General features: G+C 62.4%; 22 protein-coding genes. 3 read left to right on the top strand and 19 right to left on the bottom strand.

The window, feature by feature from the left end; all coding sequences use genetic code 11:
• The first annotated feature begins 37 nt into the window (after positions 1-37).
• Positions 38-454: a large conductance mechanosensitive channel protein MscL gene (mscL, locus tag ACN0YJ_RS08055; RefSeq protein ID WP_417477155.1), complete on the top strand. Its 417-nt coding sequence runs from the start codon at positions 38-40 to the stop codon at positions 452-454.
• A 77-nt stretch (positions 455-531) separates the two neighbouring features.
• On the opposite strand, the gene ACN0YJ_RS08050 is transcribed toward mscL, so the two are convergent.
• Together ACN0YJ_RS08050 and ACN0YJ_RS08045 are read right to left on the bottom strand one after the other, a co-directional pair.
• Positions 532-1,923, bottom strand: coding sequence for a M28 family peptidase (locus ACN0YJ_RS08050; protein ID WP_417495878.1), 1,392 nt, complete (start codon positions 1,921-1,923; stop codon positions 532-534).
• 90 nt (positions 1,924-2,013) lie between these two features.
• Complete coding sequence (locus tag ACN0YJ_RS08045) at positions 2,014-2,730, bottom strand: Crp/Fnr family transcriptional regulator (protein WP_417489105.1); 717 nt, start codon at positions 2,728-2,730, stop codon at positions 2,014-2,016.
• A gap of 99 nt (positions 2,731-2,829) precedes the next feature.
• On the opposite strand from ACN0YJ_RS08045, the gene ACN0YJ_RS08040 reads away from it, so the two are divergent.
• Complete coding sequence (locus tag ACN0YJ_RS08040) at positions 2,830-3,672, top strand: sterol desaturase family protein (RefSeq protein ID WP_417495877.1); 843 nt, start codon at positions 2,830-2,832, stop codon at positions 3,670-3,672.
• Positions 3,673-3,686: 14 nt separating this feature from the next.
• Here the strand turns inward: ACN0YJ_RS08040 and ACN0YJ_RS08035 are convergent, their stop codons facing one another.
• From ACN0YJ_RS08035 to ACN0YJ_RS07980, 12 genes are all read right to left on the bottom strand, one after another.
• Positions 3,687-4,661: an NADPH:quinone oxidoreductase family protein gene (locus ACN0YJ_RS08035; RefSeq protein ID WP_417495883.1), complete on the bottom strand. Its 975-nt coding sequence runs from the start codon at positions 4,659-4,661 to the stop codon at positions 3,687-3,689.
• Entirely contained in the window at positions 4,661-5,863 is a 1,203-nt protein-coding gene (locus tag ACN0YJ_RS08030) for an acetyl-CoA C-acyltransferase (protein ID WP_417495876.1), read from the bottom strand. The genes ACN0YJ_RS08035 and ACN0YJ_RS08030 overlap by 1 nt, the downstream gene beginning before the upstream one ends.
• A gap of 5 nt (positions 5,864-5,868) precedes the next feature.
• Complete coding sequence (locus tag ACN0YJ_RS08025; protein WP_417495875.1) at positions 5,869-6,684, bottom strand: acyl-CoA thioesterase; 816 nt, start codon at positions 6,682-6,684, stop codon at positions 5,869-5,871.
• A gap of 3 nt (positions 6,685-6,687) precedes the next feature.
• Positions 6,688-7,608 (bottom strand): SDR family NAD(P)-dependent oxidoreductase, encoded by a 921-nt coding sequence (locus ACN0YJ_RS08020; protein WP_417495874.1) that lies wholly within the window; start codon positions 7,606-7,608, stop codon positions 6,688-6,690.
• 22 nt (positions 7,609-7,630) lie between these two features.
• Positions 7,631-8,092 (bottom strand): MaoC family dehydratase, encoded by a 462-nt coding sequence (locus ACN0YJ_RS08015; RefSeq protein ID WP_417477148.1) that lies wholly within the window; start codon positions 8,090-8,092, stop codon positions 7,631-7,633.
• Positions 8,092-9,804 carry a class I adenylate-forming enzyme family protein gene (locus ACN0YJ_RS08010; protein ID WP_417495873.1) on the bottom strand — a complete coding sequence of 571 codons (1,713 nt, stop codon included), beginning with the start codon at positions 9,802-9,804 and terminating at the stop codon, positions 8,092-8,094. The genes ACN0YJ_RS08015 and ACN0YJ_RS08010 overlap by 1 nt, the downstream gene beginning before the upstream one ends.
• Complete coding sequence (locus tag ACN0YJ_RS08005) at positions 9,805-11,049, bottom strand: acyl-CoA dehydrogenase family protein (protein ID WP_417477146.1); 1,245 nt, start codon at positions 11,047-11,049, stop codon at positions 9,805-9,807.
• 54 nt (positions 11,050-11,103) lie between these two features.
• Positions 11,104-11,895, bottom strand: coding sequence for an SDR family oxidoreductase (locus ACN0YJ_RS08000; protein ID WP_417477145.1), 792 nt, complete (start codon positions 11,893-11,895; stop codon positions 11,104-11,106).
• A gap of 26 nt (positions 11,896-11,921) precedes the next feature.
• Positions 11,922-13,061 (bottom strand): acyl-CoA dehydrogenase family protein, encoded by a 1,140-nt coding sequence (locus ACN0YJ_RS07995; RefSeq protein ID WP_417495872.1) that lies wholly within the window; start codon positions 13,059-13,061, stop codon positions 11,922-11,924.
• 14 nt (positions 13,062-13,075) lie between these two features.
• Entirely contained in the window at positions 13,076-14,251 is a 1,176-nt protein-coding gene (locus ACN0YJ_RS07990) for an acyl-CoA dehydrogenase family protein (RefSeq protein WP_417477143.1), read from the bottom strand.
• 98 nt (positions 14,252-14,349) lie between these two features.
• Positions 14,350-15,225: an acyl-CoA desaturase gene (locus ACN0YJ_RS07985; RefSeq protein ID WP_417477142.1), complete on the bottom strand. Its 876-nt coding sequence runs from the start codon at positions 15,223-15,225 to the stop codon at positions 14,350-14,352.
• A gap of 126 nt (positions 15,226-15,351) precedes the next feature.
• Complete coding sequence (locus ACN0YJ_RS07980; protein ID WP_417495871.1) at positions 15,352-17,391, bottom strand: PAS domain-containing protein; 2,040 nt, start codon at positions 17,389-17,391, stop codon at positions 15,352-15,354.
• A 287-nt stretch (positions 17,392-17,678) separates the two neighbouring features.
• Between ACN0YJ_RS07980 and ACN0YJ_RS07975 the strand changes: the two genes are divergently transcribed.
• Entirely contained in the window at positions 17,679-17,894 is a 216-nt protein-coding gene (locus ACN0YJ_RS07975) for a hypothetical protein (protein WP_417477140.1), read from the top strand.
• Positions 17,895-17,959: 65 nt separating this feature from the next.
• On the opposite strand, the gene ccmI is transcribed toward ACN0YJ_RS07975, so the two are convergent.
• The 5 genes from ccmI to ACN0YJ_RS07950 all read right to left on the bottom strand — a co-directional run bounded on the left by ccmI (position 17,960) and on the right by ACN0YJ_RS07950 (position 22,375).
• The gene (gene ccmI, locus ACN0YJ_RS07970; RefSeq protein ID WP_417495870.1) at positions 17,960-18,784 is read right to left on the bottom strand and encodes a c-type cytochrome biogenesis protein CcmI; all 825 of its coding nucleotides are present in this window, start codon (positions 18,782-18,784) and stop codon (positions 17,960-17,962) included.
• On the bottom strand, positions 18,784-19,245 hold the full coding sequence (locus ACN0YJ_RS07965) for a cytochrome c-type biogenesis protein (RefSeq protein WP_417477138.1): 462 nt from the start codon (positions 19,243-19,245) through the stop codon (positions 18,784-18,786). The genes ccmI and ACN0YJ_RS07965 overlap by 1 nt, the downstream gene beginning before the upstream one ends.
• Complete coding sequence (locus ACN0YJ_RS07960; protein WP_417495869.1) at positions 19,242-19,778, bottom strand: DsbE family thiol:disulfide interchange protein; 537 nt, start codon at positions 19,776-19,778, stop codon at positions 19,242-19,244. Before ACN0YJ_RS07960 ends, ACN0YJ_RS07965 begins: the two co-directional genes overlap by 4 nt.
• Positions 19,775-21,769, bottom strand: a complete 1,995-nt coding sequence (locus tag ACN0YJ_RS07955; RefSeq protein ID WP_417495868.1) for a heme lyase CcmF/NrfE family subunit — start codon at positions 21,767-21,769, stop codon at positions 19,775-19,777. Before ACN0YJ_RS07955 ends, ACN0YJ_RS07960 begins: the two co-directional genes overlap by 4 nt.
• Before the next feature lie 117 nt (positions 21,770-21,886).
• Positions 21,887-22,375 (bottom strand): AAA family ATPase, encoded by a 489-nt coding sequence (locus ACN0YJ_RS07950; protein ID WP_417495867.1) that lies wholly within the window; start codon positions 22,373-22,375, stop codon positions 21,887-21,889.
• Positions 22,376-22,405: the final 30 nt, after the last annotated feature.

Genomic DNA, 22,405 nt, shown 5'->3' with positions numbered 1-22,405 from the left:
TTAAAACCAGTTAATACAAAGGACAGGGAGAACAATCATGTTTAAGGAATTCAAAGACTTCGCCATGCGTGGCAATGTTGTCGATCTCGCCGTTGGTTTCATTCTCGGCGGTGCCTTCTCGACCATCGTCAAATCGCTGGTCACCGATATCCTGATGCCGATCATCGGTATGCTAATGGGCGGCGTCAATTTTTCCGGCCTCTTCATCTCGCTGAACAATGAGAGCTATGCGACCCTCGAAGCCGCTCAGGAAGCCGGTGCCGCGACGATCAATTACGGCATTTTCATCGACAATGTGATCAGCTTCATCATCGTCGCCTTCGCGCTTTTCCTCATCATCAAGGGCATCAATTCAATGAAGAAAAAGGAAGCCGCGGCTCCGGAAGCCCCCGCCGCACCATCCACGGACCAGGTTCTGCTGATGGAAATCCGCGATTTGCTCGCCAAGAAATAATCCGGCTCCGACCGGCCAGAACAAACCCCGCGGATCGCCTGATCCGCGGGGTTTTTCATGTCTGGATGCCGGTTGGTCTACTCGCCGAAACTTCCCGCAGCGCCGGGGAAGACCACCGGCGTTTCCGAGCCATCGAGCGCCACGGCCGAGACGCCGAAATAATAATTGTCGATCACCACGTTTTCGAGCGTGTATTCGGCAACTGCACCGACAAAGCGGCTATGGGTCCATTGCGGTTGATCGGTCAGGCGCCAATGGACGCGATAGCCGGCCAGATTGGCCGCTGCCGGCCCCGTCGCCAGCGTCCAGCTGAGATGCGTCGAGGGCTGGACCGCGCCTTCAATCGAGACATTGGCCGGAATCGGCGGCGCACCGGCGATCTGAGCCATGACGGCGATATTGAGCGCCGTCAACTTGGCAGCATAATCGAAATCCACGCCGTCAATCGTATCGCCATAGGGGCGGCCATCCTCGGTGCGCAAATCCTGGTGCTGGCGGTCATAATGCTCATTGGTTTCCATGATGCGCACACCGGGAATGCCGACGGCATTGAAGGGACGGTGATGGCCGCCGCGTCCGAAGCGGTCGAGGCGATAGACCATCATCACATCGAGATTGGGGATGTATTGGTCGGCGGTGCGGTCAACCATGCGCGCCAGATTGCGCGAGGGGCTGTCGACCTCGCCGCCGGTGAAGCGGCGGGCGCGGGCCTCCTCCGGCGTTTCGACATCGCGCGTGCCTTCAGAGAAGACGCGGGCGGTGGCGTTATTGGTGACGCCATTAATGCCGGAGATATTGCCGATCATGTCGTTATTGAGCACAGCCTTGATGCGCCAGCCATTCTCGAGCGCGTGGGCGGCGACGATCTGGCCGCCGAACAGACCCTGTTCCTCACCGGACAGGCCGGCATAGATGATCGAACCATCGAATTCATGCTGGCTGAGCACGCGCGCCGCCTCGATCACACCGGCCATGCCGGAGGCATTATCATTGGCGCCGGGACTGTCGGAAGTGCCGTCGAGCGGATCGGTGACGCGGCTGTCGATATCGCCAGACATCAGCACATAGCGGTCCGGATCAATGCGGCCGCGCTGGATGGCGATGACGCTGACCACGTCTGTCGGCTCGGGAATGCGGGTCTCGCCGGCAATGGTGTCAGAGACATACATGACTTCGAGACAGCCGCCGCAGTCCGCGGAAATGCGCTCAAACTCGTCATGGATCCAGCGCCGCGCCGCGCCGATGCCGCGCGTCTCACTTTGCGTCTCCGACAGGGTGTGACGCGTGCCGAAACCAACCAATGTGCGGATATCTGCCTCGATCCGGTCGGGTGAAACGGCCGCGACATAATCATGCACCGCGAGGACTTCCGAGGGCGGTGCGTGTTGCGGCGTCTGGGCCTGGGCCGTGCCGGCGATCAACAAGCCTGGCATCAGCAAGACCGTTCCGAGTAAAACCAGTTTTCGCATTGTGCATCTCCCCATTCAATTCATTGCTGCGCACAGTCTTTGCGCGTGCAGGCCCCGGGTCAAGGCGTGCCGGCGTGCGGCAATGGCGCGCTACTGCGTTTTGACGACCGGGCGCGCACGCGCCAGCGGTGCCAGTTCGGCTTTCGCTTCCACCCAGCGTGCCAGACGCGTAAAGTCGGGAATGAGAATCCGGCCATAGCCCGGCTCAATCAAAGTGTGCGCCTGCAACCGTGCCAACGCCTTGCCGCTGGAGACCCGCGAGACGCCGAGCGCGAAAGCCAGTTCGGTCTGGGTGCAGATTACGGCGTCGAAATGGCCCGATGCGCTGGCCATCTGCCAGATCAGTTTCGCCGCCCGAACCGGCAAGGAGAGGCGCCGCATATCGTCGATCAATTCGGTCGCTGCGTGCAGGCGATGGGTCACCGCACCGAGCATGATGCCCGACAATTCCGGTTCGGCGGCCAGCACACTCTCGAACGCCGCGCGGCTGATCTGGTCAATCACGGTATCGCCGAGCGCCACGGCATCATGGGTGCGCGGCAAAGCGGCGAACAGCGAGAACTCGCCAAAACACTGGCCCGGCCCCAGCACGGTGGTGACGACATAGGAGCCGCTGCGCCCCGGATTGCCGATACGCACCGCACCGGCGCGCACCATCGACAGGCCCGGCTTGATATCACCGCGGGCATGGATCAAGGCCTGGTCGCGATACCGCACTGGCGTTCCGCTTTTGCGCAATAATCCGGCCAGGCGCGGCGTCAGCAGATCGCCCAGCGAGGGCACACCAAAATCAGTGAGATCGGACACGGCAAATCCAATTGATAACTTATTGGCATTCTAATGCAGCCGGAGCCTCTACAGCAAGATGGACAGTCCCAATGCCACCCTCACCGACGGATCCGCATCATGAAACCGGAATATCTCGCCGTCCTCGCCGTCTTCTTCACCTTCGTGGTGCTGGAAATCCTGCTCACCGGTTTCTTCCGCAAGCCGGGCCAGACGCGCGATGATGTCTGGGTCGAGCTGGTCTCCGGCTTCGGGCTGATCCTGCTGATCCAGCCGATGGCGGTATTCGGCGGTGGTCTGATCGCCAGCCTGGTCGCGCCGCAGGCGCAGGGCATGCTCGCGGGCTGGCCGGTCCTGGCGCAACTGGCGCTGCTGCTGATCTTCGATGATCTGTCGCAATACTGGTGGCACCGCGCCTCGCACAGCCTGCCCTGGCTCTACAAGCTGCACCGGCCGCATCACAATGCCGAATATCTCTCGATCCGCGTCGTCTATCGCAACAACCTGTTCTATTACATGTTGATGCCGGGCCTGTGGGCCTCGGGCGCGCTGATCTATCTCGGGCTTGGCTGGGTCTATGCCGCCTATCTCGTGGTCAAGATGAGCGTCATCTTCGCCGCCCATTCCGACGTGCGCTGGGATGAGCCTCTCTATCGTATCAAATGGCTCTCCCCGCTGATGTGGGTCGTCGAGCGCACGATCTCGACCCCCGCCACCCACAGTGCCCATCACGGCAAGCATGGCGATGATGGCGTCACCCATTACAAGGGCAATTTCGGCAATCTCTTGTTCTTCTGGGACGTCTTGTTCGGCACCGCCAAGATCACACGGCGCTATCCCGACAAGCTCGGCGTCGAGAACCTGCCGCCGACCAGTGTTGGCGAGCAATTGATCTGGCCATTGATCCGCATGAAAACAGAAACGGCGCCGGTGAGCACCGACGCCGTTTCCGAACCCGAATAGGTCGCTGTCAGTCCTTACGGAACCAGCACCACTTTCCCGATTGCCTTGCGGCCGGACAGCTCGCCAAAGGCCCCGAGGAAATCGTCGAGCTTGTAGCGCCCGGCGACATGCGGCTTGATCTTGCCCGCCTCGAACATCTCGAACAGCTCGTCCATGTTCTGATAATGCGCCGCCGGATCGCGCATCGCCCATGCGCCCCAGAACACGCCGACCACCGAGGCGCCCTTGAGGAGCGGCAGGTTGAGCGGGAGTTTGGGGATTGGCCCGGCAGCAAAGCCGATCACCAGATGGCGGCCTTCCCAGGCGATGGAACGGAAGGCGGTTTCAGCGAAATCGCCGCCGACCGGATCATAGATCACGTCGACGCCCTTGCCGCCGGTGATCTCCTTGATCCGGGCGCGCAGGTCTTCGCTGGTATAATTGATGCCTTCGTCGGCACCATGGGCCTTGGCGGCTGCGAGCTTTTCGTCGCTGGAAGCGCAGGCGATGACTTTCGCGCCCATCGCCTTGCCCAGTTCGACTGTGGCCAGTCCGACACCGCCGGCCGCGCCGAGCACCAGCAAGGTCTCGCCCGGCTGGAGCTTGGCGCGTTGCTTGAGCGCGTAATAGGAGGTCGCATAGACCACCGTCAGCCCGGCACCTTCCTCGAAGGACATGCTGTCAGGGATTTTGACGACAGCTCCGGCCGGCGCGGCGACCTGCTCGGCGAAAGCGCCGGTCAGGCCATTGAAGCAGACGCGGTCGCCGATAGCGAGATTGGTGACGCCCTCGCCCAGTGCGGTGACGACACCAGCCCCTTCACCGCCCGGCACGAATGGCAAAGGCGGTTTGAACTGGTAGTCGCCGCGCACGCACAGCAGGTCGGGGAAATTGAGCCCCGCCGCCTTGACGTCGACCATCACATGCGCGTCCGGCAGGGCCGGCGTGTCGATCTCCTCGACCTTCATATCGGCTTCCGGGCCGAATTCCCGGCAATAAAGCGCGCGCATCATGCCACCTCAAACAGGCCGGCTGCACCCATGCCGCCGCCGACACACATGGTGCAGACGACATATTTGGCACCGCGGCGCTTGCCCTCGATCAGGGCGTGACCGACCATGCGCGCACCGGACATGCCATAGGGATGGCCGATCGACACCGCCCCGCCATCGACATTGAGCAATTCATCGGGAATCCCCAGCTTGTCGCGGCAATAGATGACCTGCACGGCGAAGGCCTCATTCAGCTCCCACAGCCCGATATCGCTCATTTTCAGGCCATTGGCCTTGAGGAGTTTCGGGATTGCGAAGACCGGGCCAATGCCCATTTCGTCGGGATGAGTGCCGGCCACGGCCATGCCGCGATAAATGCCGAGCGGGGCAATGCCGCGACGTTCCGCGTCTTTCGCTTCCATCATCACGGCCGCAGAGGCGCCATCGGAGAGCTGCGAGGCATTGCCGGCGGTGATGAATTTGCCTTCCTTGATGCGCATGCCATTGGCGAAGACGGGTTTCAGACCGGCGAGCGATTCCGCTGTGGTGCCGGGACGATTGCCCTCGTCCTTTTCCAGCGTCACGGAGCGGTCCTCGATTTCGCCGGTTTCCTTGTTCATCACCTTCATGATCGAGGGCAAGGGCACGATCTCGGCGTCGAAACGGCCGGCCGCTTGCGCCGCATGGGTACGGGCCTGCGACTGGGCCGCGTATTCGTCCTGGGCCTCGCGGCTGATGCCATAGCGATCGGCCACCACTTCGGCGGTTTCCAGCATCGACATGTAGAGCTCGGGCTTGTTCTCGATGATCCAGGGATCGACATCCCAATTCTTGGTCATCTTGTCGGTCTGGACCAGGGAAATGCTCTCCAGCCCGCCGCCGACGGTGACCTTCATGCCATCGGTGATGATCTGTTTGGCGGCTGTGGCAATCGCCATCATGCCGGAGGCGCACTGACGGTCCATCGACATGCCGGCGACCGTGTCAGGCAGGCCGGCGCGGATCAGGCTGTTGCGGGCGACATTGCGACCGGTCGTGCCCATCTGCATGGCACAGCCCATGACAACATCATCGATCTCATTGGGATCGACACCGGAGCGTTTGACCGCCTCGCCAATGGCATGACCGCCCAGGGTCGGGCCGGAGGTGGCATTGAAAGCGCCGCGATAGGCCTTGCCGATCGGGGTACGCGCCGTGGATACGATGACAGCTTCACGCATGGGTCTCACTCCTCATTGGTTGTTTTGTACCAGACGATCTGCTGGGTCGTGGCCAGCAGGCGCCCGTCGCGGCTCCAGATCCGCGCATGTTGGTCGTAGAAACCACGTCCGCCGCGGGCAGCATGGGTTTCGATCAGCATATAGTCGGTGCCGACAGCGGCATAATCTTCAGGCCCGGCATGGAGATAGACGGTCATCGAGACCGTCGCGACCATGCCAAATTCGCCGGTGACATGAAACAGGCGCGGCGTCGGCGTATCGGCCAGCGCCACCAGCGCCACTGCATCAAGCGGACGGGCCGGGTCGAGCCGGATCCAGGCCAGGCTGTCCGTGCGGCCATCGCCCTTGGCAAAGGGCGGGCTGCGGGTCGGCCGCATTTCCACCGTGCGTGACCAGGCCATGGGCAGGTTGGCGCGGTCGCAATCCTCCGGCGCCGGGGCGTCGGGGCGCTGGCCCTCGGTCCAGGCCACCGTCTCGCGGCGGCGCGACAAAATCCCCATCGCCCGGTTGGACGGATTTTTATCGCCCTGCGCCGTCAGCGAAGCATTCCAGAATTGCGTATTCCTGCCGCCACGATCGCAAACAACGTCCAGCGCAATCGGTCCTTCGCGGGCCCCGGCAAGGAAATCGGTCGTGATCGAGACAAGCTCCATCTCCGGACCGGCCGCCTCGATCAGCCCCTTGGCCAGTATCGCCGCGCTCCAGCCGCCATAGGGGCCGATCATATTCTTGAAATGCTCGCTCGCCCTGCCCTCGAAACGGACCTCGGGCGCATCGCCGGAGGTCCGCTTCAGAGCTGTGGTCTGGTCAAAAAGATGCACGGGTCAGCCCAGCTTTACGCCGAAATGAGCGGCAGCCTTGGCGAGGAATTTCATCGTCTGCTGACCGCCCTGCTCAAACATCTGCTGGCCGGCCGGATCGATAATGGCATCGATATTGGCGGCGACATGTTCCGGGGTTTGCTGCTCTGGCGGCAGATAGATGCCATCGGTCTCATAGACGCGTGTCGCGGCAAAACCACCCGCACCGGCGCACAATACCAGACGCGAGGGCGCGTCATCGCTGACCAGATAGACCAGGCCGGCGCTGACGCTCTCGACCGTCATCAGTTTGAGCGCTTCTTCCGGGATCAGGCCCTCGGTCATCCGTGTCGCCGCCGTCGGCGAGAGCGCATTGACGCGGATGCCGTATTTGGCGCCTTCCAGGTGCAGCACATTCATGAAGCCGACCAGGCCCATTTTGGCGGCACCGTAATTGGCCTGACCGAAATTGCCGTAAATGCCCGACGAGGACGAGGTCATCACGATGCGGCCATACTGGCGCTCGCGCATGTGATCCCAGAGCGCCTTGGTGCAGATCGCCGAGCCTGTGAGATGGACCGATGTGACCGCATTGAAGTCTGCCATATCCATCTTGGCGAAGCTCTTGTCGCGCAAAATGCCGGCATTATTGACCAGGATATCGACCTGGCCGAAGGCCTTCATCGACTCGGCGACCATGTCGGCGACTTCGTCTTCCTTTGTGACATTGGCTTTGTGCGAGATCGCCTCGCCGCCGGCGGAACGAATCTCCGCAGCGACGTCCTCGGCCGCCGAACCGGAGCCGACACCGTCGACCGATCCGCCCATATCATTGACGACCAGTTTGGCACCGCGTGAGGCCAGCGCCAGCGCGTGGGAGCGTCCAAGGCCATTGCCGCCACCGGTCACGATGGCAACGCGGCCATCAAAGCGAATTTCACTCATATCAAGTCTCCGAAAAGAGGTGTCAGGCGACGACCTGCATCGTCAGCCATTGTGCAATCAGGGCCGGTTTTTTCTCGCCCTCGATTTCGACGGTAACGCCGAAACGCAGCATCCACTGACCAGGGCTTTTCTCGACCGCATCCTCGAGCACAAAGCGGCCACGGATCTTCTTGCCGGAGCTGACCGGGGTCAGGAAGCGCACCTTGTCGAAGCCGTAATTAATGCCCATCGCCATGCCCTCAAGCACGAAAGCGATATCCATCGCCATGCGCGAGAGCATGGAGAGCGAGAGGAAGCCATGGGCAATGGTGCCGCCGAACGGGGTCTCCTTCGCGGCGCGCTCGGCGTCGAGATGGATGAATTGGTGGTCTTCGGTGACATCGGCGAACTGGTCGATGCGCGACTGGTCGAGTTCGATCCAGTCGGACAGACCGATTTCCGTGCCGACCTGGCTGGCGAGATCGGCGGGTTTAACTGTGGCCATCAGTCTATGTCTCCATCGCTCAAAAGCTGTTTTCTCAGACCTGGCTTGTCGACCTTGCCCGTGCCGCCGCGTGGCAGCGGCGCGTCGAGCCGCCAGTAATGCGCCGGACGTTTGAAGGCCGCCAGGTGCGGTTTGAGGAAGTCGTCGATCTCATCATTGTGCAGCGTCGCGCCGTCGCGCAGCAGGATTGCCGCACCAACGCGCTCGCCCAGCCGCTCATCGGGAATCCCGATCACGGCGGCCTCGACAATGTCGGGATGGCGCGCCAGTGCGCCCTCGACTTCAAGGCAGGAAATATTCTCGCCGCCGCGGATCACCATGTCCTTGAGCCGGTCCACAATCGACAGGAAACCATCCTCATCGAGCACGCCGACATCACCGGTCTTGAACCAGCGATCCTCGGTCAGCACAGCGGCCGTGGCTTCCGGCTGATTGAGATAGCCCTTGAACAGGCAAGGCGATTTGATCCAGACCTCGCCCGGCTCGCCGGTCGGTGCGGTCGAACCATCTTCATGCACGATCTTGATCTCGGTCACAGCTGGAACGGCCCGGCCGCACGAGTTCGGCCTGGCCTGGTAGTCGGCCATATTATTATACGCGCCCAGGGCATTGGTTTCGGTCAGGCCATAGCCCGAGCTCGACCAGGCCTGCGGGAAAACCTTGGCCAGCCGCTCGACATGGGCTGCAGGACGCTTGGCGCCGCCAGACCCCATATCCATCAGGCTCGTCAGCTTGGTGCCGCGGCGTTCCGCTTCCAGCGTTACCTCGTGCGACATGGTCGGCACGCCGACCACATTGGTCAATTGCTCGCGTTCGATCAGGTCGACGGCATCGCCGGCATCCCATTTGCGCATCAGCACCATTTTGCGGCCCGACAGGAGCGAGGTCATGAAGACAGCGTGTGAGCCGGTACAATGGAAGAGCGGAACCGCGACGAGCACGCCCGGCGTCTCGCCGAAGAATTCCTCGCCGCCATTGGCATGTTTCATCCCGGCGCCGATCAGCGCGTAGGACATGATCGCCGTCACCGCACCCCCATGCGAGAGGACGGCGCCTTTCGGCGCGCCGGTCGAACCGGATGTGTAGAAGATCGCGAAATCATCATCCGGCTTGATCGCCAGCTCCGGCGCCGGTTTGCCGGCACCGGCCGCAACAAGACCATCGAAACTGTCCGAACAGCCCTCAACGCCCTCACGGATACCGACCAGAGTCAGACCCAGAGGCTTGAGATGCGGCAGCATGCGCTCGGCCTGGCGCGAACCGGCAATGATCAGCTTGGCGCCGCAATCGCGCAGGCCATAACCAATCTCTTCGCTGGTCCACCAGCCATTCATTGGCACGACGACACCGCCCGCCGCAATAATGCCGAGGAAGCAGGCCATCCATTCCGGACAATTGCGCATCGCCAGCACGACCCGCGTGCCCGGCGTGACGCCGTGGCGCTCGACCAGGCCATTGGCGACGGCGACGGCCTTGCCGATCAGCTCACCATAGGTCCAGCGCTGATCCTCGAACACGACGGCAGGCTTGTCCTTGTGCTCCATCGCTGCGGCCATGAGAAAGCGCAAATCCGGCGGCGCATTGACATAGCCGCGTTGCCTGACGCCAAAATTCTCGATCTCGCCGACAGCGAACAAGGGTTCATTGGCGACAATAAACTCGATGACCTTGTCGACCTGCTCCCGTGACGGGCCCGGTTTACGATCCGTCATTCAGCCCTCCAATGCTTCGTTGACGTAGCGCTTGAGCTCCTGGCGGGCGATCACCATGCGATGGACCGCATCAGGACCATCGGCGAAGCGCAGGGTGCGAAGCGCAACCCACATCCCGGCCAGTGGCGTATCCTGGGAGACACCGGTACCGCCATGCATCTGCATCGCCTCATCGACCGTCTCCAGCGCCACGCGCGGAGCGATGACCTTGATCTGGGAGATATAGGGCGCGGCCGCGCGTGGATCGCCCTGATCCATCATCCAGGCCGCTTTCAGGCACAGGAGACGCGCCTGTTCGATCGCCATGCGGCGTTCAGCGATAATGTCCTTATTGGCACCGAGCCGGGCCAGTTTCTGGCCAAATGCGGTGCGCGAGACCGAGCGGCGGCACATCAACTCCATCGCCCGCTCCGACTGGCCGATAGCGCGCATGCAGTGATGGATGCGCCCAGGTCCAAGCCGGCCCTGGGAGATTTCAAATCCCTTGCCGCGGCCCAGAATGATCGTGTCTTTCGGCACGCGCACATTGGTGAAGCGGATATGCATATGCCCGTGCGGCGCATCGTCATGACCAAACACGGTCATCGGGCGCAGCATCTCGATACCCGGTGTGGCGGCGTCGACGAGGAATTGCGAGTGGCGGCCATGACGGCCGGCCTCCTCGCCCTCGGTCCGCGCCATCAGCACATAAACGGCACAGCGTGGATCGCCGGCACCAGAGGCCCAGTATTTCTCGCCATTGAGCACCCACTCATCGCCCTCAAGCACAGCCGAGAAAGCGATATTGGTGGCGTCGGATGAGGCGACATCGGGCTCGGTCATCAGATAGGCCGAGCGCTTCTTGCCCTCGAGCAAGTCGGCGAGCCAACGCTGTTTCTGCGCCGTCGAGCCATAGCGTTCGATGACTTCCATATTGCCGGTGTCCGGCGCGGAGCAGTTAAAGACTTCAGGCGCCAGGAAGGACCAGCCCATTTCCTCGGCGAGGTAGGCATATTCCAGTGTCGAAAGGCCATAGCCGCGATCCGAGCCGGTGAGCCAGAAATTCCACAGGCCGCGCTCGCGCGCCTTGGCTTTCAGGGTCTCGCGAATTTCGATCTGGCGATCGGTGAAGGTGAAACGGTCCCCGCCGGCGGCCTTGCCAACTTCGGCGTGATACTCGTCCTCAAGCGGCAGGATCTCGTCGCGCACCATGGCCCGAACCTGCTCGATCAGCGGCTTGACCCGCTCGGAAATCCCTAAATCCATCTCATCTCTCCCGTGAATATCTGGTTAGGTGTGCTGCGTAGGCGCTGCGAAATTCTAGACCGGTCTGCCGCGTTCACTGACCATCATACGTCGAAACTTGCGCATCCCGCCCAGCCACCGATCACGCTGGGTAGCCCGCAGGGCTTCATATTCGGCGACTTTCGGATGCGGCAGGGCCAGAAAATGCTTGTTCTCGATTGCCGCCAGCATGGCTTCGGCGACGGCTGAGGGCTCGACAATCCCGTCTGCGCCGGCAATGCCGCCATCCTCGCTTCCGCCAAGCATGTCAGTACGCACCGCCTGCGGACAGACGCAGACGACCTGCAGCCCGTCATCACCATGCGCCACAGCGAGGCTTTCCGCGAAGGCCACGGCCGCATGCTTGCTGGCGCTGTAGGACGAGGCCCCGATCTGGGCGAGCAGGCCGGCAGCGGATGCCACGAGCACAAAAATCCCGCCGCCGCGCGGTTTCATCCGCGGCCAGACCTGACGTGCACCGCGAACCGCGCCCATCACATTGACCTCGAAACTGTCGTGCCAGGCCTTGTCATCGGCCCCGGCCGCATCCCAGCTCGGTTCGTCGGTGCGCAAAATTCCGGCATTGGAGACATAGATATCGACCGGTCCGAGCCTTTCCTCGGTCTGGATCAGGAAGGCCGCAATATCAGCCTCTCTGGTGACATCAACGCGGGCACCATAGCCCGAAAACGCCTTGGCCGCCGCTTCGGCTCCCTCCAGATCGGCCAGCGCGATTTTCGCACCGCGATCATGAAAGGCCTGGGCCATGGCGAGGCCGATACCGCGGGCTCCGCCCGTGATGGCAACCACTTTTCCTGTGTAATCCATATCGACCCTCCCCGGTCTCGACCGGCTTAGTATTTGCGCAAACGCGCGAACTTGTCGGTGTGGTAATTGGCATCACCATACAGCGCTTCGGCGACGCGGACGCGCTTGATGAAGAAGCCGATATCGTATTCGTCGGTCATGCCGATCCCGCCATGCATCTGGATTGCCTCGCGGGCGGCGAGCTGGGCGACCTGGCCCAGTTTCGACTTTGCGGCCGAGACCATCATCGCGGCATGGTCGGGCGCCATATCCAGCGTCTGCAGGGCCTTGAGCACGATGGATCGGCCCAGTTCGATCTCGGTATAGAGATGCGCCGCGCGGTGCTGCAGCGCCTGATATGTGCCGATGATCTCACCGAATTGCTTGCGCTCGCGCAGATAGCCCAGCGTCTGGCCCAGGCATTCCTGCGCCGAGCCGGACATTTCCGCTGCCAGACCGGCGCGGCCGGCATCGAGCACGGCTTCCAGCGCCGTATAACCGCCATCGACATCTCCGAGCACAGCATCGGCGGTGACTTCCACGCCCTCGAGCGTGATCACGGCCGAGTTGCGGCTATCAATCATCGAGGCGCGTTCCACCGAAACGCCGGCGGCCTCGCGTGGCACCAGGAAGAGCGTTATCCCGTCCGGCTCGCCATCGCCGCCGGCCGTGCGGGCCGAGACGATCAACATGTCAGCGACATGGCCTTCGGCGACGAAGGATTTGCGCCCGTCGAGCTTGAAGCCATTGCCGGAGCGCTGCGCTGTCGTGGTCACGGTCGATGGATTATGCTTGTGGGTCTCGTCGACGGCCAGGGCGGTGAGGAAATCACCGGCGGCCAGGCGCGGCAGATATTCGGCCTTCTGGGCCTCGCTGCCAAAACGCGACAGCGCCGTGGCGCCCAGGATCGCGGTCGACAGGAAGGGCGAGGCTGTCAGGGTACGGCCCATTTCCTCGGCGATGACGCCGGCGGCGACATGACCCATGGCGACACCGCCATGTTCTTCGGGCACCAGCACGCTGGCCCAGCCCATTTCGGCCATGTCTTTCCAAGTCTTGCGGTCAAAACCGTCAGCGCTTTCGCTATCGCGCAACTGGCGCAATTGGGCGATGGGCGCCGAGGTCTTGAGATAGCCCTTGGCGGCATCCTTGAGCATGCCTTGTTCTTCGTTCAGCAGCATTGCCATGATGTGTCTCCCCCTCAGGCGCTCGGCAGGTCGAGAATGCGTTTCGAGATGATGTTGAGCTGAACCTCGGAGGTTCCGCCCTCGATGGAATTGGCCTTGGTGCGCAACCAGTGCCGCGCCACATCGCCATCGCCATCCCATTCCAGCCCGTCATGGCCCGATCCGTCCATCATCAATTCGAGGCGGCGCTTGTTGAGCTCGGTGCCGTAATATTTCAGCATGGAGGAGTTGGAGCCAACGCCCTGGCCGGACTTGGCCTCTTCGGTGACGCGCTCCAGCGTCGACAGGAAGGCGAGACCATCAATCTCGGCGCGCGCGACATCGGTGCGCAGGACAGGATCAGCCAGCTGGCCATGCTCATTCAGCCCCACTTGCTGGATGGCGACATCACCCATCGGCCGCATCGCACCGGAACCGGCACCGGTTCCGCCAATCATTTCGCGCTCGTGGGTGAGCAGGTATTTGGCAATGGTCCAGCCCTTGTTGAGCTCGCCGACCAGGTTTTTCTTCTCGGCACGGGCATCGTCAAAGAAAGTCTCGCAGAAGGGTGATTTACCCGAGATCAGCTTGATCGGCTTGGTGGTGACGCCGGGCTGGTCCATGTCGACCAGGATGAAGCTGATGCCTTCATGCTTCTTGGCCGAGAAATCGGTGCGCACCAGCACAAAGATCCAGTCAGCCTGATCGGCATAAGAGGTCCAGATCTTCTGGCCATTGACCAGATAGTGATCGCCCTTGTCCTCGCATTTGGTCATCAGGGCTGCCAGGTCGGAGCCGGCATTCGGTTCGGAATAGCCCTGGGCCCAGCGGATTTCGCCGCGGGCAATCTTCGGCAAATGCTCGAGCTTTTGATCTTCATTGCCATATTTGAGCAGCGCAGGCCCGAGCATCCAGATGCCAAAGGACATCAGCGGCGAGCGCGCCTTGATGCGCCCCATTTCCTCGCGCAGGACTTTGGCCTCGGCCTTGGACAAGCCACCGCCGCCATAGGCGACCGGCCATTCCGGCACCGTCCAGCCTTTTGACGCCATGCGATCAAGCCAGGTCTTCTGGGCCTCGAGGTCGAAAACAGCCTTGCGACCGCCCCAGACAGCGTCGTTTTCACCCTTCATCGGGCGGCGCATTTCCTCCGGGCAATTGGCTTCAAACCAGGTGCGCGTCTCGGCGCGAAATGTTTCCAGATCCGGCATGTCTCTCCCCTTGTTTGTCTTGTCGGCGTGACGTTTACGCTCACGTCAACTTGTTAGGCGTGAAATCCCCGCCATTGCCCGCCCTCGCCTGCGCGAGGTCAAGCGAATTGAGGGGCAATCTCCAGATTTTTTGCCAGGCCGAGCCGGCGCAGAACCAGCAGCATGGTCCCGTTATAGTCGACGATGCGATTCCAGATGCCCCGCTTGGGCAAATGCAGCGCGCTGCGTGGAAATTCGTGGTGATGGTCGTGCAGGGCCTCGCCGCCGGTCAGCAGCGCCAACAGATAATCGACCCATTTGGGCGTATCGAGATGGCCAAAGACATTCACGCCCAGTGTCGTGGCGTGGAACTGGATGCCACGGCCGATGATGACGCAGGCATGCAGCAGGGCGACCAGGATCAGCGAGCCGCCCGCCAGGGCGACCGCAAGATAGACCAGTCCCGGGACCAGGAAATGCATCGCCAGCGACAGCGAGATGTGAAACCGGTCGGCGAACAGGACAACCTTGTTCTCCTTCAGCCACATAGGCATGGGCCGCTCCAGATCGGCGCTGTCGCGCCACAGGATCCAGCCCATCCACGCCCAGACCTTGCTCTCGAGCGGGTTGTGCGGGTCACCGGGATTATCGGCAAACCGGTGATGCTGGGAATGATAATTGACCCAGTCCTTGAGCGAACCCTGCATCGCGAGAATGCAATTGAACATGAAAATGACCTGGGCCGGCCATTTGATCTCGCCGGCACGATGCTGCCAGATCCGGTGCAGCGGACCGATCCCCATATTGCAGAGGAAAATCGTCGCCGCCATGACGCCAAGGCCAAGCGGCGCGTACCACCAGTGCAGGGTGAGGCCTTCAAGCGCCAGACCGAGAATGATCATGGTCACCAGCAGGCCAACCCCCAGAACCGGATAGAGAATAACCGAAAAGACACTCGCCCAATTGAGCGTACCCCAAGTTCTGACAATCGTCATGGACCGCGTCACGGCAGGGCTTTCAAGCTTCATAGGGTCAAACTCATTGCTGGATTTCGGATAACGACACCATGGGGCGGGCCGCATGAAATGTCGACAACCTCACTGCAAAGGTCAAACCCTGGTTTACCGCCCATCCCCGGTTTCGGAGCCGGATAGGGCGGCAGGATGCGCCTCCACCGGCGATAGCGGCAGCTCGATATGAAAGCAGCAGCCCACCCCGGGCTCACTCTCGACCCAGATCCGGCCATCATGACGTTCGACGACCCGTTGACAGAGTGCCAGACCGATTCCGGTGCCAGGATAGGCGTCGCGCGGATGCAGCCGCTTGAACATGTCGAAAACGCGCTCGGCATAACGGGGAGCAAAGCCGATCCCGTTATCGCGGACGGTAAGGTGCCAGCGAGCCTCATCGTCGGTCCGCGTGGCGGCAATGCGCACATGCGGCGGCGCATCGCCGCGATACTTCAATGAATTGCCGATCAGGTTATTGAATAGCTGCCGCAACAGCATTTCGTCACCGCGCAAAACAACATCATTCTCGCAGGTGATGGTCGCGTCCGTTTCCGCTATCGCAAGCTCGAAGTCACTCGACACCCGCGCGACCAGGTCCGCCAACCCGACTTCTACAATTTTCATGTCGTCGTTCGATGACCGCGAATAACTGAGAAGGTCTTGAATCAACGCGCGCAAACGCTGTGCCCCGTCGACCATACGGTCGACCAGGAGATGGCCGCGTTCGTCGAGCCGGTCGGCATAGTCACGCAATAAAAGTTCGCCAAAACTATTGATCTTGCGCAGGGGCTCCTGCAGATCGTGCGAGGCAATCGAGGCGTATTGCTCCAGTTCGCGATTGGTCCGCAGCAATTCCTCCGCCTGCTCAGCCAGGCGCACTTCGTATTCCTTGCGCTCGGTGATGTCGTGACAGGATCCGGCCATGCGAACCGGCTCGCCATTCTCGTTCCAGACCGCCTGCCCGCGCGTGTGCACCCAGATGAAACTCCCATCGGGGCGGCAGCTGCGATACTCCGCCCGATATTCGCCTTCATGGGCCAGGTGGCGTTGCAGCGCGCCGAGCACCCGTTCGCGGTCGTCATCATGGATCCGCGCGGCGAACGCTTCGATTGAAAGCTCGGGCTCGGGCAAGTCCGGCGCCAGGATCCGCTTGAGCTGCTCGGACCAGTACACCACGCCGCTGCCGACATCCCAGTCCCACACCCCGACGCCGGTGCCTCGAACAGCCAGTTCATGGCGTTCCTCGCTGCGATGCCAAGCCTCCTCGACCCGCTTGCGCTCAGTAATATCCTCAATCGAGCCCGCGAAGCGTTGCGGCACACCCGCCCGGTTCCAGACCGCCTGCCCGCGGGAATGAACCCAGACATAATGCCCGTCCCGGTGACGGATACGGTGCTCGATCTGATACGGCGTTCCATGTTTGAGATGTTGCCGGATCGCAGCGGCCTGCGCCTCGCGGTCATCGGGATGCTGCAATTCTGTGAAATCGCTGACATCGGGCGTATGCTCGACCGGGTCCAGCCCGACTATTTCAAAGCAACGCGGCGCCCAATAGACCGAATCATCCGCGACATTCCACTCCCACAGCCCGACACTGGATCCGCGCACCGCGAGGTCGAACCGGGATTCCGCACGCAGGAGCGAGACGTGGTGCCCGACCAAAGCGGCGGCCGTCTCCAGAACATTTCGGTCATCATCATCGAAACGCTTTTCAACCGCTTCATCGGCTGTGACAGTCAACGTCCCGTGCAGACGGCCATCCACCAGAATGCGCGCGCCGGCATAAATCTGCGGGCCGTTGGCGGACAGACCAGGATAGGCGTCAGCCACCTCGTCGGCGATGCGCGACGCCATGACGGTCTGATTGCGATCGACGACCAGCTGGCACCAGCTACCGGCAAGCTCCGGCGCGTCACCGACCTTGTACCGACCGGTATCGTCCAGGAGATACTCAACCGAATATCGGTCCGGCGCGATCTGGCAGACCGCGACCCGGGGCAATTCGAAATGGGTTTTGACGCGCCCCAATATCTGGAGGATGGCCTGTTCGTGGTCGGAATTGCCGACTGAACTCAGGTGAACCAGATCGAGCACCGTCCGGTAGGCCTGGGCCTCACCCGCCGCGTCACCGATTTTCGTGTCTGCCACCATTAAGTTTCCGTCCGGCAATACCGCAGCCATTCACTCGAATCGCGCCTCTGGGCCGTGCAGGTTATACTGGCACTCTTTCGCATTTCCAAAGCCGCCGGCAAGATTGCGGCGATCAAATATGACTGGTTGCAGTCGGCGCAGCCGCCCTGCGCGCGGCGATTATCGGCTGGTTCGGCCGGAATTCGTCCAAAAACGGGCTTATTTATCGATGCTCGGGATGGATCCGCCCCGATTATTACGCTTCTGTAACCCATCACTTGACGTGATTCACGGCTGGGGAGGCGTTGATGAAGAACGGTATTTTTTTGGTCGCGGTTATAGCGGTCGCATGGGGGCTGGCCTTCGCATGTCCCGCTTCTGTCCGTGACCGGGTCGCCGAAGCGACCCAGCTTCCCGAAGAATTCCATCTCGAAGCTGACCGGCAAATGGCGATGTTCGTCAGCTGGGCACGCGATGACCGGGCCCGCCCGGTGGACGATCTCAACGAGCGCGATCTGTACTGACGCCGCGGCGCGCACCACTCACAGCGATACCAGCCGGGCCGGACGGCCTGAAACGAACGGACCGATTATTCCGGCTCGCCCGGCTCTGCCGCGATAGCGGCCAGCCGCGCCTCAATCATGCCTCGATAGCTCGCCTCCGGTGGCGCTTCGGCCAACAAGGCCTGCCAGGCCGCCAGCGCGGCGGCGGTCTCACCCGACTGATACCGGGCCTCGGCCATGAAGAAACGTGACCGGACATCTGTCGGCTCGAGATCAAGCGCGCGGGCAAAGGCTTCGCGCGCAGCCGGCGTCATCATGCCATTGGCCTCGAACAACAGGGCCTGCCCCAGGGACGCGAACAGGAACGCCGAATCCGGAACGATATCGATTGCCTGATCGAAGGCCTGCGCCGCCTCGTCATAGCGGCCGAGGCTGAGATAGGATTGACCCAGCACGGCCCAGCCCTGGGCATCGTCGGGATTGGCCGCCAACCGGGCCGCCAGGGCCTCGACCTGATCCAGTACGGCGCGCATCTCGTCGGACGCTTCGACCGGTTCCGGCTCGACCGCGATGACCGGCTCCGGCGTCCCGATCGCCATGTAGAGCGCCACCGCTGCGATGCCGCCCAGACCGCAGGTGATGATCGCGACCTGACGCAGCACCGGATTGGCTTTCTCGACATCGCCCCGGTCATCAGAGGCCGCCAGCAGACGGCGCTTGATATCGATTTCCGCGGCGCGCGCCTCGTCAGCGCCGATCAGGCCAAGCTCCCGGTCACGCATCAATTCTTCAAGCTGGCCGGAAAACGCGCCCAGCCCGTCCTGTTCGACCACAGCATCGCGTCGCATGAAGGGCATCACCAGGACGATGACGGTCAGGCTGGTCATTACGGCAATCAGGATCCACAGCATCACTGGCCCTCCTCATCCATCAGCGCGGCCAGCCCGGCTTCTTCTTCCGGGGTCAAGGCCTCGGGCAGCCCCCTCGCCTGGCGCCGGACATAGACGATGATCAAACCGCCGCCCGCGAGCAGGATGAAGAATGGCAGCCCCCACAAGACCAGCGTATTGGCCTGAAAGGGCGGGAGCATAAGCACGTAGTCACCATAACGTGCCTGCATATAGGCAAGGATCTCGGCATCGCTATCGCCGGCGGCGAGGCGCTCGCGAACGACGATACGCATGTCCTGCGCTAGCGAGGCGTTGGACTCGTCAATACTCTGGCTTTGGCAGACGACGCAGCGCAATTGCGTATAGAGGCCGCGGGCACGGCGTTCCATCGCCGCATCGGTATAGGCCTCGTCCGGCGATGGTGCGGCCAGGGCGACAGGCGAGAGCAACAGGGCGAGACAGGCGATCAGGGCGCGCATCATGAAGCCTCCAGCTCGCGGATCAGCGGCAGGAGGGTTTCGTCCCAGTCCTGCTGCGTGATGATACCGACATGGCGGTAGCGCACACGCCCGCTGGCATCGACCAGAAAACTCTCCGGCGCGCCGGTGATGCCCAGATCGATCGCCAGATGGCTCTCGGGATCAAGACCAACGGCCGTGTAGGGATTGCCATGCCGCGCCAGCCAGGCGGCGCCGGCCTCGGGCGTGTCGCGCCAGTCAACGCCATAAATCGGCACGATCTGCGAACGCGCGATCTGCATCAGCATCGGGTGCTCGATCGCACAGGGCGGACACCAGGAACCAAACACATTGACCAGGCTGACATGCCCGGCCAGATCACGATTGGACAGGCCTTCGGCTGAACCGGCAACCGGTGGCAAATCAAAAGCCGGCAGTGGCTCGTCGATCAATTGCGAGGGAATGGCACCCGGGTCCTCGCGCAAGCCCATGCCGAAATAGACTGCCATCACGGCGAACAGGAGCACGGGGGTGAAGGCGAGCCAGCGTCCCGTCACGGCGTCACCGCATCGGCGCCTGCGCCGGGTTTGCGCTTGGCCAGATCGCGCGATGTCAGGGCGCGCCGGCCACGATCTCCCAGCGCGAGCAACCCACCGAGTGTGAGCAGGGCCGAACCGATCCAGAGCCAGACCGCCAGCGGATAGATATAGGCATGTACCGCCCAGCCGCGCCCCTCAACCCCCTCACCGATCGTGACGTAGAGATCGCCATCAAGCCGGGCGCGGATCGCGGATTCGGTGGTCGCCATTTCGCGCACCGGATAGAAGCGCCGCTCGGCGACCATCTCGCCCAGTTCGCGACCATTGCGCGAAACCGCGAGCGTACCGGCCTGGGAGACGAAATTCTCACGGTCACTGCGCACGACATCGACCAGCTCGATCGAAAACCCGTCCAGCTCAAATGACTGGCCAGGCATCAGGAACGCGCTGGCTTCATCCTTCCAGGCACTGACGCCGGTCACCGCGAAAATCAGGACTGCGAGCCCGAAATGGGCCACGATCATGCCCCAGATCCCGGCCGGCAGGCGTCTGGCCCGCGCCCAGCTGGCCGCGAGATCGACCTCAAACAGTTTCACCCGCGACTTCAGATCGAGGAAAATCCCCAGACCGACCCAGACCGCCAGAGCTGTGCCGATAGAGCCGGCAACGGCTTCGCGTTCGGCGATCCACAACGCGATCAACCCCGCGACAAGGGCCGCGATGAAGGCCGGCGTGAGTTTTTTGGCGATCGGACCGAGCTTGCCGCGTTTCCAGGCCAGCATGCCGCTGACCGGGACCAGCAAGAACAATACCGCCATCATCGGGATAAAGGTGGCGTGGTAGAAAGGTGCGCCGATCGAAATCGTCTCGTCGGAAACCGTCGTGATGAAGAGCGGGTAGAAAGTACCGAAAAAGACCAGGGCGCAGGCTGCGGCGAGGAAGAGATTATTGACCAGAAGCGTGCTTTCGCGGCTGACCTCCGCAAACACGCCGGTCGGTTTGAGATGGCCGGCGCGCAGGCCGTACAGCACCAGGGAACCACCAATCACCAGGACCAGAATGCCAAGAATAAACACACCGCGCTCCGGATCGACCGCAAAGGCGTGGACGGAGGTAATGATACCGGAACGGACCAGGAAAGTTCCCGCCAGCGACAGCGAGAAAGTGAGCAGCGCCAGCAATATGGTCCAGGCCTTGAGCGTGTCGCGCTTTTCCATCACCCGCAGCGAATGGATGAAGGCCGTGCCCGCCAGCCAGGGCATGAGCGAGGCGTTCTCCACCGGGTCCCAGGCCCACCAGCCGCCCCAGCCCAGCTCGTAATAGGCCCAGCTGGCGCCGAGCGCGATGCCGACCGTCAGGAAGGTCCAGGCCGTCAGCGCCCAGGGCCGCACGATCCGCGCCCAGCGCGCATCAACCCGCCCCTCGATCAGGGCCGCGACCGCGAAGGAGAAGGTGATCGAAAACCCGACATAGCCGGCATAGAGCATGGGCGGATGCGAGGCGAGACCCGGGTCCTGGAGCAGAGGGTTGAGATCGGCCCCGTCAAGCGGCACCGGAAACAGCCGCGCGAAGGGGTTGGAGGTGAAGATCAGGAAGGCGAGAAAGGCCGCGGTGATCAGCGATTGTACCGAAAAGGTCAGCGTGATCAGGCGCGGCGCCACATGTTGCCCCAGCACGGCCAACGCCCCCGTATAGCCGGTCAGGATCAAGGCCCAGAGCAGCATCGAACCTTCATGATTGCCCCAGACGCCGGAGAGTTTGTAGAGGAAGGGCTTCAGCGTGTGCGAGTTCTGGGCCACCACAAGCACGGAAAAATCCGACACCACAAACAACGCTGTCAGACAGGCGAAGGCGGAAGCGACCAGCACGAACTGGGCCAGCGCGCCGGCCCGCGAAAAGCCGTGAAAAACCGGGTCGCGGACTGCCACGCCGGCAAAGCCGAGCACGGCCTGCAAGAGGGCGACAACAAAAGCGAGAATGAGGGCGGCCTGGCCGAGTTCAGCGATCATGGGTGGTTGGTCTTACGGGACGGCCGCTGCGTCAAGGGCCTCGGTGTCGCAGGGGGAGTTGCGCGCGCCATCGGGACAGCGGCCCTCACCCGGCTCGCGCAGGTAAAGGTCCGTTGCTCACCCCGGATGCACCACAATATCAAACCCCTCGTTCGGTCCCGGCGGCTCAAAATAGCGTGTGAACAGGTCAAACTCCGCATCACTGGCCTGATAGGCGTGTTCGCCCGCCTCATTTCGGCGCCGCAGCCGTGCCTTGCAGGTCGCATCGTCGAGCTCAATCAGGTGCAGCCGATGACCGGCCCCTGACTCCTCGATGATGGACCGCATCCAGTTGCGCGAAGCGAGCGTATTGGCGGGAAAGTCGAGCACGACGCTGACACCGGCGCGCAGCAGGGCTGAGACATGCGATCCGACCAGCCCACGCAGGCGGCGGGAACAGCGCACATAGTCGTCCAGGCTGGTGATTTCGCCGGGATAGAGGCCCGCCAGCCAGTCATCTTCGGCGAGCAGAATAGTGGCCGGTGCCGCGACCAGTTGGTGGCACAGGGTGGACTTTCCCGCTGCGATCTTGCCGCAGACGAGATGGAGTGTGGGTGGATTTGGCATGGGCGCTCCACGGGGTGGCGGACGCCTGCG

The sequence above is a fragment of the Maricaulis sp. genome (assembly GCF_048270095.1).
Taxonomy (GTDB): domain Bacteria; phylum Pseudomonadota; class Alphaproteobacteria; order Caulobacterales; family Maricaulaceae; genus Maricaulis.
The sequence above is the reverse complement of the archived record's forward strand: the minus strand, read 5'-3'. Positions and strand labels throughout refer to the sequence as shown.

What these genes read in the sequence shown, in the direction of transcription:
- ACN0YJ_RS08005 (WP_417477146.1), bottom strand. Translation starts at nt 11,049, where the DNA reads ATGGATTTAGGGATTTCCGAGCGGGTCAAGCCGCTGATCGAGCAGGTT.
- ACN0YJ_RS07965 (WP_417477138.1), bottom strand. Translation starts at nt 19,245, where the DNA reads ATGATGCGCGCCCTGATCGCCTGTCTCGCCCTGTTGCTCTCGCCTGTC.
- ACN0YJ_RS07950 (WP_417495867.1), bottom strand. Translation starts at nt 22,375, where the DNA reads ATGCCAAATCCACCCACACTCCATCTCGTCTGCGGCAAGATCGCAGCG.
- ACN0YJ_RS08020 (WP_417495874.1), bottom strand. Translation starts at nt 7,608, where the DNA reads ATGAGTGAAATTCGCTTTGATGGCCGCGTTGCCATCGTGACCGGTGGC.
- ACN0YJ_RS08040 (WP_417495877.1), top strand. Translation starts at nt 2,830, where the DNA reads ATGAAACCGGAATATCTCGCCGTCCTCGCCGTCTTCTTCACCTTCGTG.
- ACN0YJ_RS07955 (WP_417495868.1), bottom strand. Translation starts at nt 21,769, where the DNA reads ATGATCGCTGAACTCGGCCAGGCCGCCCTCATTCTCGCTTTTGTTGTC.
- ACN0YJ_RS08050 (WP_417495878.1), bottom strand. Translation starts at nt 1,923, where the DNA reads ATGCGAAAACTGGTTTTACTCGGAACGGTCTTGCTGATGCCAGGCTTG.
- ACN0YJ_RS08000 (WP_417477145.1), bottom strand. Translation starts at nt 11,895, where the DNA reads ATGGATTACACAGGAAAAGTGGTTGCCATCACGGGCGGAGCCCGCGGT.
- ccmI (WP_417495870.1), bottom strand. Translation starts at nt 18,784, where the DNA reads ATGCTGTGGATCCTGATTGCCGTAATGACCAGCCTGACCGTCATCGTC.
- ACN0YJ_RS08030 (WP_417495876.1), bottom strand. Translation starts at nt 5,863, where the DNA reads ATGCGTGAAGCTGTCATCGTATCCACGGCGCGTACCCCGATCGGCAAG.
- ACN0YJ_RS07975 (WP_417477140.1), top strand. Translation starts at nt 17,679, where the DNA reads ATGAAGAACGGTATTTTTTTGGTCGCGGTTATAGCGGTCGCATGGGGG.
- ACN0YJ_RS07990 (WP_417477143.1), bottom strand. Translation starts at nt 14,251, where the DNA reads ATGCCGGATCTGGAAACATTTCGCGCCGAGACGCGCACCTGGTTTGAA.
- ACN0YJ_RS07985 (WP_417477142.1), bottom strand. Translation starts at nt 15,225, where the DNA reads ATGACGATTGTCAGAACTTGGGGTACGCTCAATTGGGCGAGTGTCTTT.
- mscL (WP_417477155.1), top strand. Translation starts at nt 38, where the DNA reads ATGTTTAAGGAATTCAAAGACTTCGCCATGCGTGGCAATGTTGTCGAT.
- ACN0YJ_RS08010 (WP_417495873.1), bottom strand. Translation starts at nt 9,804, where the DNA reads ATGACGGATCGTAAACCGGGCCCGTCACGGGAGCAGGTCGACAAGGTC.
- ACN0YJ_RS08035 (WP_417495883.1), bottom strand. Translation starts at nt 4,661, where the DNA reads ATGCGCGCGCTTTATTGCCGGGAATTCGGCCCGGAAGCCGATATGAAG.
- ACN0YJ_RS07980 (WP_417495871.1), bottom strand. Translation starts at nt 17,391, where the DNA reads ATGGTGGCAGACACGAAAATCGGTGACGCGGCGGGTGAGGCCCAGGCC.
- ACN0YJ_RS08015 (WP_417477148.1), bottom strand. Translation starts at nt 8,092, where the DNA reads ATGGCCACAGTTAAACCCGCCGATCTCGCCAGCCAGGTCGGCACGGAA.
- ACN0YJ_RS07995 (WP_417495872.1), bottom strand. Translation starts at nt 13,061, where the DNA reads ATGGCAATGCTGCTGAACGAAGAACAAGGCATGCTCAAGGATGCCGCC.